This window comes from Paraburkholderia sp. BL27I4N3 (assembly GCF_003386115.1).
In the GTDB taxonomy this organism is placed as follows: domain Bacteria; phylum Pseudomonadota; class Gammaproteobacteria; order Burkholderiales; family Burkholderiaceae; genus Paraburkholderia.
Genome location: NZ_QREJ01000001.1, coordinates 2,430,269 through 2,446,253 on the forward strand (window position 1 = coordinate 2,430,269; position 15,985 = coordinate 2,446,253).

16 protein-coding genes and 1 pseudogene are annotated in these 15,985 nt (G+C 64.5%); 6 read left to right on the top strand and 11 right to left on the bottom strand.

What is annotated here, in order from left to right:
- The first annotated feature begins 585 nt into the window (after window positions 1–585).
- Both cydX and B0G71_RS11175 read left to right on the top strand, forming a co-directional pair.
- Window positions 586–735 (top strand): cytochrome bd-I oxidase subunit CydX, encoded by a 150-nt coding sequence (gene cydX, locus B0G71_RS11170; RefSeq protein WP_116117151.1) that lies wholly within the window; start codon window positions 586–588, stop codon window positions 733–735.
- Window positions 732–1,349: an ATP-binding protein gene (locus tag B0G71_RS11175; RefSeq protein ID WP_116141762.1), complete on the top strand. Its 618-nt coding sequence runs from the start codon at window positions 732–734 to the stop codon at window positions 1,347–1,349. Before cydX ends, B0G71_RS11175 begins: the two co-directional genes overlap by 4 nt.
- 135 nt (window positions 1,350–1,484) lie before the next feature.
- Here B0G71_RS11175 and B0G71_RS11180 read toward each other — a convergent pair whose 3' ends face one another.
- The 3 genes and pseudogenes from B0G71_RS11180 to B0G71_RS11190 form a co-directional block, all read right to left on the bottom strand.
- The gene (locus B0G71_RS11180) at window positions 1,485–2,582 is read right to left on the bottom strand and encodes a saccharopine dehydrogenase family protein (protein WP_116141764.1); all 1,098 of its coding nucleotides are present in this window, start codon (window positions 2,580–2,582) and stop codon (window positions 1,485–1,487) included.
- A gap of 223 nt (window positions 2,583–2,805) precedes the next feature.
- The gene (locus B0G71_RS11185) at window positions 2,806–3,264 is read right to left on the bottom strand and encodes an Lrp/AsnC family transcriptional regulator (RefSeq protein WP_116141766.1); all 459 of its coding nucleotides are present in this window, start codon (window positions 3,262–3,264) and stop codon (window positions 2,806–2,808) included.
- A 135-nt stretch (window positions 3,265–3,399) separates the two neighbouring features.
- Window positions 3,400–4,249 (bottom strand): annotated as a pseudogene (locus B0G71_RS11190) (LysR family transcriptional regulator).
- Window positions 4,250–4,447: 198 nt separating this feature from the next.
- Between B0G71_RS11190 and B0G71_RS11195 the strand changes: the two are divergent.
- On the top strand, window positions 4,448–4,969 hold the full coding sequence (locus B0G71_RS11195; protein WP_116117155.1) for a Spy/CpxP family protein refolding chaperone: 522 nt from the start codon (window positions 4,448–4,450) through the stop codon (window positions 4,967–4,969).
- Between the two features lie 302 nt (window positions 4,970–5,271).
- Window positions 5,272–5,709, top strand: coding sequence for a PGDYG domain-containing protein (locus B0G71_RS11200; RefSeq protein WP_106284390.1), 438 nt, complete (start codon window positions 5,272–5,274; stop codon window positions 5,707–5,709).
- An 18-nt stretch (window positions 5,710–5,727) separates the two neighbouring features.
- Here the strand turns inward: B0G71_RS11200 and B0G71_RS11205 are convergent, their stop codons facing one another.
- From B0G71_RS11205 to B0G71_RS11240, 8 genes are all read right to left on the bottom strand, one after another.
- Window positions 5,728–6,096: a DUF3022 domain-containing protein gene (locus B0G71_RS11205; RefSeq protein WP_106284281.1), complete on the bottom strand. Its 369-nt coding sequence runs from the start codon at window positions 6,094–6,096 to the stop codon at window positions 5,728–5,730.
- A 168-nt stretch (window positions 6,097–6,264) separates the two neighbouring features.
- Window positions 6,265–7,083: a YhfC family intramembrane metalloprotease gene (locus tag B0G71_RS11210; protein ID WP_116141768.1), complete on the bottom strand. Its 819-nt coding sequence runs from the start codon at window positions 7,081–7,083 to the stop codon at window positions 6,265–6,267.
- A gap of 71 nt (window positions 7,084–7,154) precedes the next feature.
- Window positions 7,155–8,237: a LacI family DNA-binding transcriptional regulator gene (locus tag B0G71_RS11215; RefSeq protein WP_116141770.1), complete on the bottom strand. Its 1,083-nt coding sequence runs from the start codon at window positions 8,235–8,237 to the stop codon at window positions 7,155–7,157.
- Between the two features lie 25 nt (window positions 8,238–8,262).
- Window positions 8,263–9,228, bottom strand: a complete 966-nt coding sequence (locus tag B0G71_RS11220; RefSeq protein WP_116141772.1) for a D-glycerate dehydrogenase — start codon at window positions 9,226–9,228, stop codon at window positions 8,263–8,265.
- Entirely contained in the window at window positions 9,228–10,523 is a 1,296-nt protein-coding gene (locus tag B0G71_RS11225) for an MFS transporter (RefSeq protein ID WP_106284277.1), read from the bottom strand. The genes B0G71_RS11220 and B0G71_RS11225 overlap by 1 nt, the downstream gene beginning before the upstream one ends.
- A gap of 136 nt (window positions 10,524–10,659) precedes the next feature.
- A complete protein-coding gene (locus B0G71_RS11230; RefSeq protein WP_116141774.1) occupies window positions 10,660–11,643 on the bottom strand; it encodes a sugar kinase in 984 nt (327 codons plus the stop codon).
- Between the two features lie 217 nt (window positions 11,644–11,860).
- Window positions 11,861–12,634: a TIM barrel protein gene (locus B0G71_RS11235; RefSeq protein ID WP_116141776.1), complete on the bottom strand. Its 774-nt coding sequence runs from the start codon at window positions 12,632–12,634 to the stop codon at window positions 11,861–11,863.
- Between the two features lie 190 nt (window positions 12,635–12,824).
- Window positions 12,825–13,733 (bottom strand): LysR family transcriptional regulator, encoded by a 909-nt coding sequence (locus tag B0G71_RS11240; protein WP_116141778.1) that lies wholly within the window; start codon window positions 13,731–13,733, stop codon window positions 12,825–12,827.
- A 122-nt stretch (window positions 13,734–13,855) separates the two neighbouring features.
- Between B0G71_RS11240 and B0G71_RS11245 the strand changes: the two genes are divergently transcribed.
- Both B0G71_RS11245 and B0G71_RS11250 read left to right on the top strand, forming a co-directional pair.
- Window positions 13,856–14,953, top strand: a complete 1,098-nt coding sequence (locus B0G71_RS11245) for a YeiH family protein (protein WP_116141780.1) — start codon at window positions 13,856–13,858, stop codon at window positions 14,951–14,953.
- 196 nt (window positions 14,954–15,149) lie between these two features.
- Window positions 15,150–15,887 (top strand): glutathione S-transferase, encoded by a 738-nt coding sequence (locus B0G71_RS11250; RefSeq protein WP_116141782.1) that lies wholly within the window; start codon window positions 15,150–15,152, stop codon window positions 15,885–15,887.
- Window positions 15,888–15,985 lie beyond the last annotated feature (98 nt).

A 15,985-nucleotide genomic window follows, 5' to 3' on the forward strand; every position in this document is an offset into this window, starting at 1 on the left:
CTTTAGCCGCCATGTTAAGGGCTACGCGTGAAGGCCATGTATCGAATTGTTAAGCCTCGCAGCCTACGACGCGCGCGGCCGGCACCGGCTTGAACGGAACCGGCTCGGCGGGTGTCGAGGCGCAGCCGGCGAGCACGCGAGACTAAGCGCGCCCAGCCGCGCCAATGCGACCAGTGCGGCCTGCCGGTGGTGGCCGGGACGCGTCGGCATGCTGGTCTCCCATGTTGTTAATTACGGTCCCGCTCGTGTGCGTATTCTTTCTGATCGGTATGCGGGACAATGCCTGGCCGTCCTGATTGCTGACCGCTGCTGCCGCCCAACCTTTGCCATGCATCATAGCAACGGCCACCCGTTCCGCCAGCCTGGCCGAACGGCCGACCCCGCGACCTCTTGCACGGCGCCGCGTTCTTCTTCATGATCGCTGCAAAGGGCGGTTCCGTGTGCTACCGCGTGCGAGGTCCGCGTTGCGGATTTACCCTCGGTTCCAGCGCATACCTTCGCCCGCCGGCAGCTCGCCATCGCTCTGACGACAACGCGCAACGCTTCAGGTCCGGCCTCGTCCGACATAAGATCAAGGAGACTGCAATGTGGTATTTCACCTGGATTCTCGGTATCGGCGTGGCGTTGGGCTTCGGCATCATCAACGTGATGTGGCTGGAGGCCGGCGACAAGTTCGCGCGTGACCCGCAACGCGCCGGCGCCGTACCTGCCACGCCCGAGGACCGCCCTTCGTGACTCATCTGGTTTTCTTCTGCGGTCACGCGGGCACCGGCAAGACCACGCTCGCGAAAAAACTCGTCGGCCCGCTGATGAAAGCGTGCGCCACGCCCTTCTGCCTGCTCGATAAAGACACGCTCTACGGCGGCTACAGCGCGGCCGCCATGGCCATGCTGACCGGCGATTCGAACGACCGCGACAGCCCGCTGTTCCTTGAGCATCTGCGCAACCCCGAGTATCGCGGCCTGCTCGACACCGCCCGCGACAATCTCGAACTCGGCATTAGCGCGATCGTGGTCGGGCCGCTCTCGCGCGAAGTACGTGAGCGGCGTTTGTTTGATCGCGCGTGGCTGGGGGTGGATGCGGACGTGGCGCTCCGGGTCGTGTGGGTCCATACGTCGGAAGAGACGGCGCATCGGCGCATCGTGGAGCGCGCCAATCCGGACGATGCCTACAAGCTTGCGCACTGGGACGAGTATCGGCAGCGCCGTTTCGAGCCCAGCGGCGATATCCGCGACGACCTGTTGATGTTCGACAATACCGCGCCAACGTCGGCGGATTATGAAGCCCTGCTCGCGCGCATCGTCGGCGAGCCGCGGGCGGCGACGCTCATGCCGCCGATGCCTGTGTAGCGTAACGTCGGCATCAATAAAAACGCCCCGAATAACGGGGCGCTTCCTCGGCTCTCTACGAAGCCTTCCTAGCTGCTCGCGGCAGACATTTCATGCGTGTTGCCGCGTTGTCGCACGGCCCTCGGCGCCGATCCTTCAGACCGTAGCCATGGTCTCCAGCGCCTGCCCCTCATACAGCTGGCCGAAGCGGTTCGCGAGGAAATCGCGCAGCGACACCTGCTCCTGGCGCACGAAGCCCTTTTGCGGCAGCTTCTGTTCGCGGAACAGATCGAGCACCGCGCACATCGCGCCGGCCGTGGTGATCTGGATCGCGCTCATCGGCACGCCGCAGACGGTCTTCGCGAAGATCTTGCGGGTAAAGACTTCCTGCACCAGTTGACCGTCGCGCATGCCGCTCACCGTGATGAACACCAGCACCACGTCTTGCGCGGTGGAAGGCACCGAACGGCGCATGATGGTCTTGAGCGTGTCGCGGTCGCTGGCAAGGCGCAGGTCTTCGAGCAGGAATTGCATCAGGTTGCGGTGGCCCGGATAGCGCACCGACTTGTAGTCGAGCGACTCGACCCGGCCCGACAGCGTCTCGCACAGCGTGCCGAGACCGCCGGAAGTGTTGAAGGCTTCGTATTCGGTGCCGTCGAGCGAGAAATGTTCGAGGCCTTCGAGCGGCTGCACCCACTGCGTGCGGCTATCGCGAATCGCTTCGCACGGCTGGCAGTACTCGTTGATCAGACCGTCGACGCTCCACGTCAGGTTGTACTTCAACGCGTTGGTCGGGAATTCCGGCAGCGCGCCCACCCGCATCTTGACGTCGCGGATTTCCGTGAAGCGGTTCGCCAGTTCGTGCGCGGCAATGCCGATGAAGCCCGGCGCGAGACCGCACTGCGGCATGAAAGCGTGATCGGCGTCGTCGGCGATCGCGCGGATCGCATGGGTGGCGCGCACGTCTTCCGTGAGATCGAAGTAATGCACGCCCGCGCCCTTGGCCGCCGAGGCCACGTTCACCGCGAGGTAGTACGGCAGCGCGTTGACGAGCGCGTCGAAGCCTTGCACGGCGGCGCGCAGCGCGGCGGCATCGGCGGAATCCACGCGGTGGGTCGGAATGCCCTGGGCGGCGAGTTTGTCGAGCGCGTGCTGGTCGCGGTCGAATGCGACGACGTCGTAGTCGCCGGTTTCGCGCAACATGTGGGCGATAGTGTGACCGATCAAACCTGCGCCAACGATGGCTACTTTCATGCGCTTCTCCTGATTATTGTGTGCTGTCTCCAGCTTTGGGAAGTGCGCTGCGCTTGTGGCGCGGCGCCCGGCGGGCTGTACCCTTCAGCAACAGTTTAGGGAGAAGCAAAAACAGTTCATACGTGCAAAATGCTGCGGTATGACCATGAGGTTCGACGTTATGACGAACCAATCATTCAATATGTCGAAAAGGTGTTAAAACGGTGTAAACGCCAGACGGTGCTCACACCATGCCGCGATCGATCTTGCGCGCCAGAATGATCGAAGTCGTGGTCCGCTCCACACCTTCCAGTTCGCCGATCTGATCGAGCAGATCGTTCAGGCGATCAGGCGAATCGGCACGCAGCCACGCAACGTAATCGAACTCGCCGCTCACGGCGCATAGCAACTGCACCTCGGGCATCTTGCCGAGGCGTTTCTGCACGGCAGGCCCATGCTTCGGCGCAAGGATGATGCCGACATAAGCCACGATGCTCGAATCGAGCACGTCCTGGCCGAGCCGCACGCTGTACCCCGCGATCACGTTGCTGCGCTCGAGCCGCGCGATGCGCGCGATCACCGTAGTGCGCGCCACGCCCAGTTGGCGAGCGAGGTTGGCGACGCTCTCGCGCGCGTTCGCCTGCAGCAGCGCAACGAGGTTGCGATCGAGATCATCGAGTTGGTCGAGGCGCGGAGGTCTCATGGAGGGAAAAGGAAGTGGCTCAGGTGAGGCGGATTATCGCGCGTCTTCATCGGCAAATGGAGCAGTCACCGGGGCTATCGCGATGAACACATTGTGTGAGTCGCACGAGAGGTCACGAAACGTGCGCCGCCAGGCTCATACGCCGAACCGTTCGACCACGAAATCGATAAAGCTGGTGAGCTTGGGCGTGGCGCGGCGATCGCGTGGATACAGCAGATGCACCGGTGCGCCATCGGGCAAATAATCTTCCAGCACCGACACCAGTTCGCCGCTGGCAATTTCTCTCGCCAGCAGCGCCTCCGGCTGCAACACGGGGCCGAAGCCGTGCAGCGCGGCGACCTTGAGCGCCTATGCATTCCTCCGCGTGGTCGCCGCCGAGACGCCACAAACCTTCGCGGCCCCAATGCAGAAACCCCAGACATTCGTGATGCAACAGATCTTCTGGCGTGCGCGGCGTGCCGGCGCGCGCGAGGTACGCGGGCGACGCGCACGCGCGCATCCGGTAGGGCTTCAACGGCCGCGCCACGAGACTCGAATCCGGCAACCGGCCGATGCGCACCGACGCGTCGAAGCCCTCTTCCACCAGATCGATCAAGCGGTTCGACAGATCGAGTTCGAGCGTGATGTCCGGCCATGCGGTGAGGTACTCGGTCATCGCCGGGGCGAAGACTTCCACGCCGTAAGTGAGCGGCACCGTCACCTTGAGCACGCCGCGCGGTGCGGCGGCCATTGCCTCGGCGAGCGACTCGGCTTCTTTCACCTCGGCCAGAATGCGCCGGCATTGCTCGTAATACTGCCGGCCGATCTCCGTCAGACTTTGCCGTCGGGTGGTGCGCGTCAATAGCCGCGTGGCGAGCCGCGTTTCGAGCGAACGGATATGCTTGCCCACCATCGCCGACGAAATGTCGAAGCGCTCGGCGGCCGCCGTCAGGCTGCCCGCCTCGACCACGGCGACGAAGATTTCCATGCTGACGAATTTGTCCACCCGCTATTTCCTGTTCGTTTCGGTTGTAAGCGTTTGTCGCATAAGAGCCGCATTGTAGGGATATCGTGATACTAATAGCGGCGACGGCAAAGTGGGCAGCCGGCCGCCGTGCGTCGTCTTGACTCGTGCATGACTGACGCACCACGGGCCGCTCGCTCGCGAGCCTTGTCCCAATTCGAATAGACATCAGGAGTTTCGATGAAAAAAGCACTGGTAATGCTGGCCACCGCAGTCGCCATGAGCGGCGCGTTCGCACAAACTTCCGCGCCGGCGTCGGCGTCGGCACCGGTGAGCGCCGCTTCCGCACCCGCCGGCAAGGCCGGTCATGAGCGCAACGTCGAAGACCGCATCGCCTACCTGCACTCGCAACTGAAGATCACCTCGGCGCAGGAATCGCAGTGGAACGCGTTCGCCGACGTGATGCGCGGCAACGGCCAGACGATGGGTCAATTGTTCCAGCAACGCCGGGCCGCCACCAACCTGTCGGCGCTCGACGACATGAAGCAATACGCGACGATCGCGCAAGCGCACGCGGACGGCATGAAGAAGCTCGTCGACGCGTTCGACCCGCTGTACAACAGCTTCTCGCCGGAACAGAAGAAGCTGGCTGACGTGACCTTCCATCAGCCGGGCGGCGTGGAAGGCCATGGTCATCGTGGCAAGGGTAAAGGCGGCAAGGCCGCTGCCGCGCCCGCAAGCGACGCCACGGTAAAGCCGTAAGTGTAAAAAAACCGCTTGCGCGCAGTGTCGCTTGTGCACGCTGCGCGCGGCGGATTTTTTTGCCGTGCGCGGCGGCGGGGGGGGCGCCCTTACGCTTGCCGCACGTCGAACTTTCCTGCGGTCCACACGCCGATCCGGCTCTTCCCGCCTTAGCGATTCCGCGCGACAAACAGACGATCCGCGCCCGCCATCCTTCGCAAAAGAAACCGGTCGCCAGATGCATCTGGCATGATGTGAGTCGTACGCGGCCCGAAGACTTCAAGTCCGGCACCGCTGCCAAACTCTCCATACTTGCCCGCTTCATGACCGAACTGAAAAATCTCGACCTGAGCCAAGACGCCGACGCCTGCCGCGTCGTCAAAGACGAAACGGTCAGCGTTGAATTCGCCGCCGCCGAAGGCGAACTGATGAGCCTCGAAGGCCCCAACCGCTATGTCCGCGGCGACGCGCTGATCACCGGTTCGACGGGCGACCGCTGGGTTGTCTCGCGCGAACGCTTCGACGCCAAATACGTTCCCGCCGACGCAGCCGTCTCGCACGGCGAAGCCGGCGCGTACCGCAACCGGCCCGCCGTCGTGCTGGCCAAACAGATGCATGAGGCGTTCACGCTCGCGCGCTCGGCAAACGGCGGCGACGTGCTGCGCGGCGTCGCCGGCGACTGGGTCATGCAATACGCGCCAGGCGACTACGGCGTGGTGCAGGCCGCCCGCTTCGCGAAGGTCTACCGGCTCGCCGATTGAGCCGGCTCCGCATGTGCATCAAGCGAACTCGTCACCCAGATCCACGGTGACGTCGCGCGGCACCGCTTCGCCATTCGCATACTGTTCTTCGAGCGAGCCGATACTCGCTTCGACATACGCGCGCAGCACCGCGAAACTGCGGCCGCGCAGCCGCGCCGGCATTGCGCGATAACGCGCCAACGCGGCCGGTGCGATCACCACGGTCATCACGATACGGCGCGCGGTGGAACCGAAACGCATCGCTACCCAGTGAATGGCCAGCGTCGGCGTGCCGTCTTCCGCGGCGCGCTGGATGAACTGCGTCTGCTCGGGAAACAGATCGCTGATCACGCGCGCCAGTTCCTCGAACTCGGGATTGGCGCAGTCGTATTGGTAAGCTTCTTCCATTGAAGTGTGCCGAAAGGGTGGCCTCGAAAAGAGGCCAATTGTAGAGAACGGTTGACGGCTCAAGACGGAGCGCGTCTGATGCGCGCCATCGAGCGACCGTCACGCGCCCATTGCGTGGCTATCTCGTGGTGGTCACGCGATTGTCGAACGTGTAGTACGAAGCGCGCATCAAGCGGCCACGACAGGACGCCTGTACGCCCGGAACAGCAACCCCGCCACGATCACCGCTCCGACTGCATACAAGGCGTCCACCGCCGCCAGCGGCACGAGTTGCGCCTGGAACAACGCGGCGGGCACGTCCACCAGCGCATGCAATACGATCGCGAGCGGCAGGATGCCGCGCCAGCCGGCCCGCAAGCCGCGCCACATCAGCACCGACAAGCCGATCTGGAACACCAGCGCGGCCACCCGTTCGAGCGCGAAAATGCCGGCCGTCTGCGGCGTCAGGCTGGCGAGAATCAGGTGGATGCGCATCAACGAATCGGTCGGCAGATTGCTCAGATAGCTGTCGAGCTGGCCGCGGTTTTCGAAGACCGCGAACAGGATCCATTGAATCTGCACCAGCACGCCGACGAGCCAGGCTTCCGCGCCGCCGTGTCCGAGGCCGTAGGTCAGCGCGGTGCCGTCGTTCGTGCCTGCCGCGAGCGACGTGGAGCCAGCCTTCGCCGCCGCCCGTTTGAGCAGCAGCCGCATGCCGATGAACCGCCCCACTTCTTCGCAAATACCCGCGGCCAGCGCGCCGTACACCACGAAGGCGAGCGGATTCGACAGGAAGTTCGCGGTCGCTTCGTTCCGATGCAGCACGTAGTCGTTCAGCGCGCGCTCGATCACCATGGCGAACAGCGCGAACACGGCGATGCCGGTGATGGCGTCACGCGGCTTGAGCGCGAGCGGCCGGCGCAGACGGCGGTAGATCAGGAAGGGTAAAGCGGCGACGAGCAGCGTCGCGAGGGCGAGGCTCGAGAGGGTAAGCGGTGCAACAACCATGAGTTTCCTTGCGATGTCCGGCGCGCACCCGCTGCGCGCCGCAGCCCGAATGATCGCAGATCGGCGGGAATTCAGCGCAAAGTGGAGGCGCGGACGATCAGTTCGCCCGGCAGAAGACAGTCGCGCGCGGCGGTCTGAACGCCTTCGATGCGTTCGTGCAGGAACTCGACCGCGCGGTAGCCGATCTGGTAGGTCGGCTGGCGGATCGTGGTGACGCCGGTCAGTTCGGCCCAGTCGGGGTCGTCGATGGAGAGCAGCGCGACGCGGGCTTGCCAGTCGGCGCCGTAGCGCGCTTTCAGATGCAAGGCGAGACACAGCGCGACGGGCGCATTGGCCGCAAACAGGGCGATGCGCGCCGCGTTGCTCGTGGCGGCGTCGAGCGCGTGGGCGGCTGCGTCGATCGCGCGGTCCAGTTCGGCGAGGCCGCGCGCCACCTCGTCCGCGTCCGCGAGGTTCAACACCAACGTGTGCCCGCGCGCGGCGCGCTTGCCGCGTTGCCCGCCTTGAGCGCTGATCGCCTCACGAAACGCCGCTTCGCGCAGTTGCCGCGAGCTGACCTGCTCGAAAGGCTGAACCACGAACCAGATATCGTCGAAGCCATTGTCCAGCAGATGCCGCGTGCCGAGTTCAGCCGCCGCCCGGTTGTCGAGACCGACCATATCCGTGACGAGCCCATCCACCGAACGATCGACCAGCACCGCCGGAATTCCGCCGCCGCCCACCGGCCGCAATGTTTCCTCGCGCACGCCGAGCGCGTTGACGATCACGCCCTCCACCCGGTACGTGGTGAGCAGTTGCAGATAGCGCCGCTCCATCTCGACTTCGTTCGCCGCGTGACAGATCAGCGGCATCAACCCGAGCGCGTGGCATGCCGCTTCCACGCCTTGCAGCACTTCGACCGTGTAGGGGTTCGTGAGGTCGGCGAGCAGCATGCCGATCAGACGGTTGCGGCCACGCTTGAGGCCACGCGCCATCTGGTTCGGCTGATAGTCGAGGCGCGCGATCGCGGCCTCGATGCGCGCGCGCAGTTCCGGCGACAGCACGCTCATCTCGCCGTTCAGATAGCGCGAGATGCTGGTTTTGCCGGTGCCGGCTTCGCGCGCGACGTCGGTGATCGTCGCGCGGCGCGGCGTGGACTGCGGCGTCGTGCTCATCGGCTGCTCATCGAGCGGAACGGGCTCATTTCGAAAGAACGTCGCGGTTGACGATATTGTTGGTCAGCGTGCCGTCGAGTGCGGCGACCAGGTTTTCCGCCGCATTACGCGCCATGGCGTGACGGGTTTCGTGAGTCGCCGAACCGATATGCGGCAGCGCGACCACGTTCGCCAGCTTCAGCAGCGGCGAGTCGGCCGGCAGCGGTTCGGTCTCGAACACGTCGAGACCCGCGCCGTGAATCGTGCCGTTTTGCAACGCCTCGATCAGCGCCTTTTCGTCGACGGTCGCGCCGCGCGAGGCATTGATCAGGATCGCGCTTTTCTTCATCGACTTCAACTCGGCCGCGCCGATCAGATGCTTCGTTTCCGGCGTCAAAGGGACTTGCAGGCAAACGAAGTCGGACACGGCAAGCAGTTCCGCCAACTCGACGCGCCGCGCGCCATACGCCGCTTCCGCCTGCGGGTTCGCGCTGCGGTTGGTGTACAGCACCTTCATGTTGAAACCTAGTGCCGCGCGCCGCGCCACCGCGCCGCCGATCCGCCCGAGCCCGACAATGCCGAGCGTCTTGCCCTGCACGTCGACGCCGAACAAAGCCGGGCCGATGCTGTGCTGCCAATGCCCTGCCTTCACCCATTCGGCGAGTTCGACCACGCGCCGCGCCGAGGCGAGAATCAGCGAAAACACCGTGTCCGCGGTGGACTCGGTCAGCACGTCGGGCGTGTGCGCGAGCACGATGCCGCGGCGCGTGAGATCGGCCACGTCGAACTGGTCGAAGCCCACCGAGATGGTCGAGAGCGCCTTGAGCCGCGTCGCGCCTTCGAGCATCGCCGGCGTGATCTTCACGCTCGAACCGATGCCGCCGTCCGCGTCTTTCAGCGCGGCCACGAAGGTGTCGTGCTGCGCGGCGTCGACCTGCACGACTTGCGCATGCTGCTGCAGATACGCGAGCACATCTTCGGGCAACGACTTCCAGGCGACGATCTTGTTCATCAGCTTATTTTCCTTGCAACGGTATGACGAACGGCGGCCGCGTTGCCGGTTTCCTGCTGCTGCGGTTTGACGATCAGCGTCAGAATCACGGCGGCGACGAGCGCCACGCTCATGAATGCATACGACGCGGCGGGCGAACCGGTCGCGCCGTTCAGATAGCCGACCACATATGAGCCGACGAACGAACCGAGCGCGCCCATGCTGTTGATCAGCGCCATCGCGCCGCCCGCGACGTTCTTCGGCAGCAGTTCCGGCACGATCGCGAAGAACGGGCCATACGGCGCGTACATCGCGGCGCCGGCGATCACCAGCAAGGCATACGAGAGCCAGAAATGCGTGGAACCGAGCGCATACGAAGCCGCGAACGCGACCGCGCCAATCAGCAGGAACGGCCACACGAATACCTTGCGGCGGTTGAGTTTATCCGATGCCCACGAAGCTGCAAGCATCGCGATGGTCGCGGCAAGATAAGGCAGCGCCGAGAGCCAGCCGGTTTCGACCATGCCGAGCGTCGAACCGTTCTTCAAGATAGACGGCAGCCACAGCACGAAACCATACACGCCGATGCTCCAGCAGAAATATTGCGCGCACAGCTTGATCACCGCGGGCGTTTTGAACGCGTCGCTATAGTTGCGCACCGGCTTGATCGCGGCCTGCTCGGCACGCAGCGTTTCGGCGAGGTCGTCCTTCTGCTGCTGCGTGAGCCATGACACCTGTTGCGGCTTGTCCTTCACGATGAACCACCAGCACACGGCCCAAAGAATTGCGGGCGCGCCTTCGGCGATGAACATGTGACGCCAGCCGAACGAATGCACCAGATAGCCGGATACCACCGACATCCACAGCACCGTCACCGGATTGCCGAGAATCAGGAAAGTGTTGGCACGCGAGCGCTCGCTTTTGGTGAACCAGTTGCTGATGAAAATCAGCATGGCCGGCATCACCGCGGCTTCGACCACGCCGAGCACGAAGCGGATCACCATCAGCGACGGAATGTTGCTGACCATGCCGGTGAGCGACGCGCACCCGCCCCACAGAATCAGGCTCCAGAACACGAGCTTCTTGACGCTGCGGCGTTCCGCGTAGATCGCGCCGGGAATCTGGAAGAAGAAATAACCGAGGAAGAACAGCGCGCCGATCAGCGACGACAGTCCCTTGCTAATGCCAAGGTCCTGGTTGATGCCGGCGGCCGACGCGAAACCGTAGTTCGCGCGATCCAGATAAGCGAGGCTGTAGGTGATGAAAACGATCGGCATGATCGTCCACCAACGGCGAATCGCAAGCGATGAAGTCATAGGGTGTCTCCTTGGACGGCTTCCCGAAACAATGATGGACGGTCATGGGGCGCTCTGTTCGAGCGCTCTTGCTGTTATCGAGGCGGTCGGGTTCAACGCGGCTTGCGGTCTTGCGAGCCGCGAGGTCCCTCGGTCGTCAGGCCGCAGCGGCCACGGAAGCTGTGTCGGCCTCTTCCAGCGCGTCGAGTTCGGCCCGGCTCGGCAGCCCTTCCGAATCGCCGATCACCTGAATCGCCAGCGCGCCGATGCGGTTGCCGCGCGCCACCGCTTGCGGCAAAGACTTGCCTTCGAGCAAAGCGCTGACCACGCCGACGGCGAAACCATCACCCGCGCCGACCGTGTCCACGACTTTCGCAACCGGCTGACCGGCGATCACGGCGGCATCGCCGGCGGTGCGGAAGTACGCGCCCTGCGCGCCCAACTTGATGATCACGCCGCGCGCGCCGTGATCCAGATAGAACTTCGCGATGTCCTCCGGCTGTGTGTAGCCGGTCAGAATCTCGCCCTCGCCGATGCCGGGCAGCACCCAGTCGGCCAGCGCGGCAAGCGCGTTCAGGCCGTCGATCATCGCGGCGCGCGACGGCCACAGCGTCGGGCGCAGGTTCGGGTCGAACGAAATCGTCTTGCCGGCGGCACGCATCTCGCGCGCCAGATGGAACGCGAGTTCGCGCGAGCTGGCCGAAATCGCGGGCGCCACGCCGGTCAGATGCAGGTGGCGCGCTTGCAAGACGTAGTCGGCCGCATAGTCGGCCAGCGACAGATGACTCGCCGCCGAACCCTTGCGGAAATACTCGACCGCCGGGTCGCTGCCATCGTCGTTTTTCGACTTCAGCTGGAAGCCGGTCGGATAGCGCTCGTCGGTCGTGACGCAGCCCTGGTCGATGCCCTCTTTCGTCAGCGTGTCGCGCACGTACTGGCCGAACGAATCGTTGCCGACGCGGCTCATCCAGCCCACCTTGAAGCCGAGGCGCGACAAACCGATCGCCACGTTCAGATCGGCGCCGGCGACACGCTTCGTGAACTGGCCGACTCCCGCGAGCGGGCCGGTTTCGGCGGCCACGAACATGGCCATCGCTTCGCCGTAGGTGATGACATCGAGTGCTGCGGTTGGCTTGCTCATGCTTCGCTCCTGCGTGATCCTTTTTGCTGCGTGTTTCGCGTGTTTGCGTGGGTGGTTATCGCTTACGGTTTGCAGCGTCAGATTTGCTGCGTGCCGTTTGGGTCTGCCGCTTTGCGTCCACCGCTTGCTGCTTTCCTTTGCCACGACCCATTTGCCGCGTGCCTGTTGCCGCGTGCTTTTCCCGGTGTCGCTGCTTCTCTCAGGTTCCACATGCCGCTCACGCGGCGGCCAGCCATGCGACGTAATGCGCCGCGTCTGCTTCGGTATGGCTCGTATCGAACGGAAACTCGATGCCGCGCGGCACATGACGCGGCAGCTTGTCCAGCACGGCGGCGAACTGGGCGTCGTCGGCGGCCGGGGCCGCGGGGAAGCGTCGTGCGCCCTCACCCACCGTCGTCTTGCAATGGATGTAGTCCACATGCGCAGCCAGCGGCAGGGCGGCGTCGAGCGGCATCACCTCGCGCCAGGCCCAGTTGCCGATGTCGAAGGTCATGCCGAGCACGTCGGCGTGGCCTTCGCGCGCCAGCGCGTCGAACAGGCCGGTGAATTGCGCGAGCGAACCGCCCTCGGCCAACTGCCCGTTTTCGACGACGAGGCGCAACTCCGCGCAGCGCATGTGATCGGCGATCACCGCAGCATTGGCGTCGGCGGCGAACCCGCCGAGTTGCAACTTCACGAAGCGCGCACCGAGCGCGCGCGCTTCTTCCGTCGAAAGGCGCAATGCTTCGGCGTCGAGTTTGCCCTGCGCCGTGTACAGCGCAGCCGGCGTGGAGTACACGGACCATAGTCCCAGCTCTGCGATCTGCTCGCCGAGCGCGCGCAGCTTGTGCGGCGCGGCGTCTGTTTCGTCAGCGAACAGTTCGCGGCGCACTTCGAAACCCGCCGCGCCGGCCTGTTTGCTCGCCTGCGCCCACTTCAGATGACCGTCCGTGCGGACCGCGTCCATCCCGAATGCGCTTGCGACGATCACCACTTCCACTGCGTCAGCCATGTCGAATTTACTCAAATCTGTCTCGCGATCGGCATTTGGAACCGGTTCCAAACACGCTTCGAAAAAAAGCGCCGAGGCGCTTCCGATGCCCGAATAGTGCGCCGAGGGCGCCGTTATGCACCATAGTGGAAATCCCCAGGCGTCGGTTGGCATGGTGTGCGATCGACGTGCTGGCAGCCGCGCCAAAGACTCAACGCTGTTCCGCGAGACACAGCGCGAGAAATTGCTCCACCACCCGCGACGGCGCGCTCGCATGCGGCACCAGAATCGACAGCCGCCGCGTGAGCGGCTCCGGACTGAGCGACAGCAGACACAGCGCGTGGTCTTCGTGCCGCATCGACATGGCCGACACGAAACCAATGCCCATGCCCGCGCGCACCGCTTCCTTCACGCCTTCGACGCCGGCGATCTCCAAGGCGACGCGCATCGGCACACCGGCCCGCGCAAACGCGCGCTCGACGATCTGCCGCACGCCCGAGCCCGCTTCGCGCAACACCAGTGGATAGTCGCCGAAAGCCGCCAGCCCGGCCGGGCCGCCTCTGCCTGACTGCGCCGACTCCGCCGTCTGCGCCAACGGATGCGCGCGCGGCATGATCGCGACGATCTCGTCTTCGCGCCACGAATGCACCGCGGTGTCCGGCGGCAGATCCACGCCGACCGGCCCCTCGATCATCGCGATGTCCACCGAATCGAGCGCAGCGACGATCTCCGTGGTATTGCCGTCCGCCGTATGCAGCGTGACGTCCGGATAGCGGCGATGGAAGTCGGCGATCAGATACGGCAGCAGGTAGCTCGCGGGCGTGGTGCTCGCACCGATCCGCAAGGTGCCCTGCTCGAGCCCGCGCAAGGCATCACGGTACGCATGCGCCTGCCGCCAGGTGTCGCGCAGCCGCGTGGCGTAGCTGGCGAGCTGTTCGCCCGCGGGCGTGAGACGCACGCCGCGGCCGTCGCGCTGATACAGCGGCTCGCCGAATTCGTCCTGCAACTGCCGCAACTGGCCGGACACGGCGGGCTGCGACAAGTGCAGCGCCACAGCCGCCCGGCTAATGTTGCGATGCTCGGCGACGGCAGCGAAAGTTATAAGTTGATCGGGGGTCATGGAGGGCGAAGTATCGGCTGAGGCGATACCTTACATTCTAAATCATGATTTTTCATATCGATATATCTAATTTAGGATTAGCCCCATCGAATCTTCCGTCAGTTACAGAAAAGGGCTGCTTCATGTCCACCGCTCATCTCACCGCCTCCAGCACGACGCCCGCCGGGTTTTCCACCCGCGGGCAGCTCAACGGCGTTCTGTTCGTCGCGCTTTTCGCCGCTGCCGTCACGCGCATCGCCGCGATTCCCGCCATCGCCGGCTTGGGCTTGAGCCCGCTGATCGTCGGCATCGTGGCCGGCGCCATTTACGGCAACGCCTTGCGCGATGGCATGCCCGCCAGTTGGGCGGCCGGCGTCAATTTCTCGGCGCGCAAGTTGTTGCGGATCGCGGTGGCCTTCTTCGGACTGCGCGTGAGCCTCCAGGAAATCGCTCAGGTCGGCGTGCCCGGTCTCGCGGAATCCGTCCTGATCGTGGTCAGCACGCTCGTGATCGGCACGTGGGCCGGCATGAAAATCATGAAGCTCGACCGCGACACGGCCTTGCTGACCGCCGCGGGCAGCGCGATCTGCGGCGCCGCCGCCGTGCTCGCCTTCGAATCGACGCTGCAATCGAAGCCGCATAAAAGCGCGATGGCGGTAGGCAGCGTGGTGCTGTTCGGCACGCTCTCGATGTTCCTCTACCCGATTCTGTTCAAGGCAGGCTGGCTGCATCTGGACACGGTCGGCGCGGGCCTCTTCTTCGGCGGCACGATCCATGAAGTGGCGCAGGTGGTCGGCGCGGCCAGCAACGTGAGCCCGGAAGCGGCACACATTGCCACCATCGTGAAGATGACCCGCGTGATGTTGCTGGTGCCGGTGCTGCTGGTGGTCGGCATGTGGGTGAACCGCTCGGCGCGTCGCGATTCGGCCGCAGCCGGCGCGCACGACGACGCCCACGGCAACGCGCCGCGCAAGCTGGCGATTCCCTGGTTCGCGCTCGGCTTTCTCGCCTTCGTCGTGATCAACTCGCTGCATGTGCTGCCGGAAGCCGCGACCAGCACGCTCAACACGCTGGACACCTTCGCGCTGACCATGGCCATGACCGCGCTCGGCATCGAAACGCGAATTGCGCAGATCCGTCAGGCCGGGCCCCGCGCGCTGACCACCGGTTTCATCCTGTATGTGTGGCTGATTGCCGGCGGACTCGGAATTACATGGACTGTCCAGCACCTGTTCGGCTAAGCCGCCCTCGCCTTCAAACCCACCCCGCCGCGTGCGGGGTTTTGCGCATTCTGGAGACCCAATCTGCCCGCTCACGCGGCATACTGGCTGCCGACGTTGTCAGCTCATGCAGCATGCCAAGGTGGGCCGCTTCCGCGCTTCGCTTCGCGCCCCGTCTTCGCGTCAGTGTCAATGCAACCGAAATGAGGATCGATCGATGAGCCTGGAACTTTACTATTGGGACGGCCTGCAAGGCCGCGGAGAATTCGTGCGGCTCGCGCTGGAAGAAGCCGGCGCCGACTACGTGGAAGTGGCGCGCGGCGAACCGTCTGACGGTCTCGGCACCAAGGCGATGATGTCGGTGATGAAGAGCAAGGACGAGCCTTATCCGCCGTTCGCGCCGCCGTTTCTGAAAGACGGCGACCTGGTGATCGCGCAGACGGCCAACATCCTGTTCTATCTCGGCCCGCGGCTGAACCTCGCGCCCTCGGTGGAGAGCTTGCGCTATGTGGCCAACGGCCTGCAACTGACCATCGCGGACATGGTCACCGAGGCGCACGACACGCATCACCCGCTCGCCAGCGCGCTGTACTACGAAGACCAGAAAGACGCCGCCAAGGCGCGCGCGCATGACTTCATCGACAACCGTATTCCGAAGTTCATGTCGTACTTCGAGCGCGTGCTCAAACAGAATCCGGCCGGCGATCAGTTCATGGTGGGCGACGCGCTCACTTACGTCGACCTGTCGATGTTCCAGTTGATCGACGGCCTGCTGTACGCGTTTCCCCGCGCGCTCAGGCGATTCGGCGAACACTACCCGCGGCTCGCCGCGTTGCACGATGCGGTGATCGAGCGGCCGAACATCGCCGCGTATTTGCAGTCCGAGCGGCGCATCGAACACAACGAGGCCTGCATCTTCCGGCACTACCCGGAACTCGACAAGGCGGCGACTTGAGCCGCCCCTTCTTCACTCGTTCGCTCAACGTTGCGCGCCCGCCGTCCAAAGCGGGCGCGATGCTGTTACCGTGCGCGCTGTCCAACCCACTTTCACGC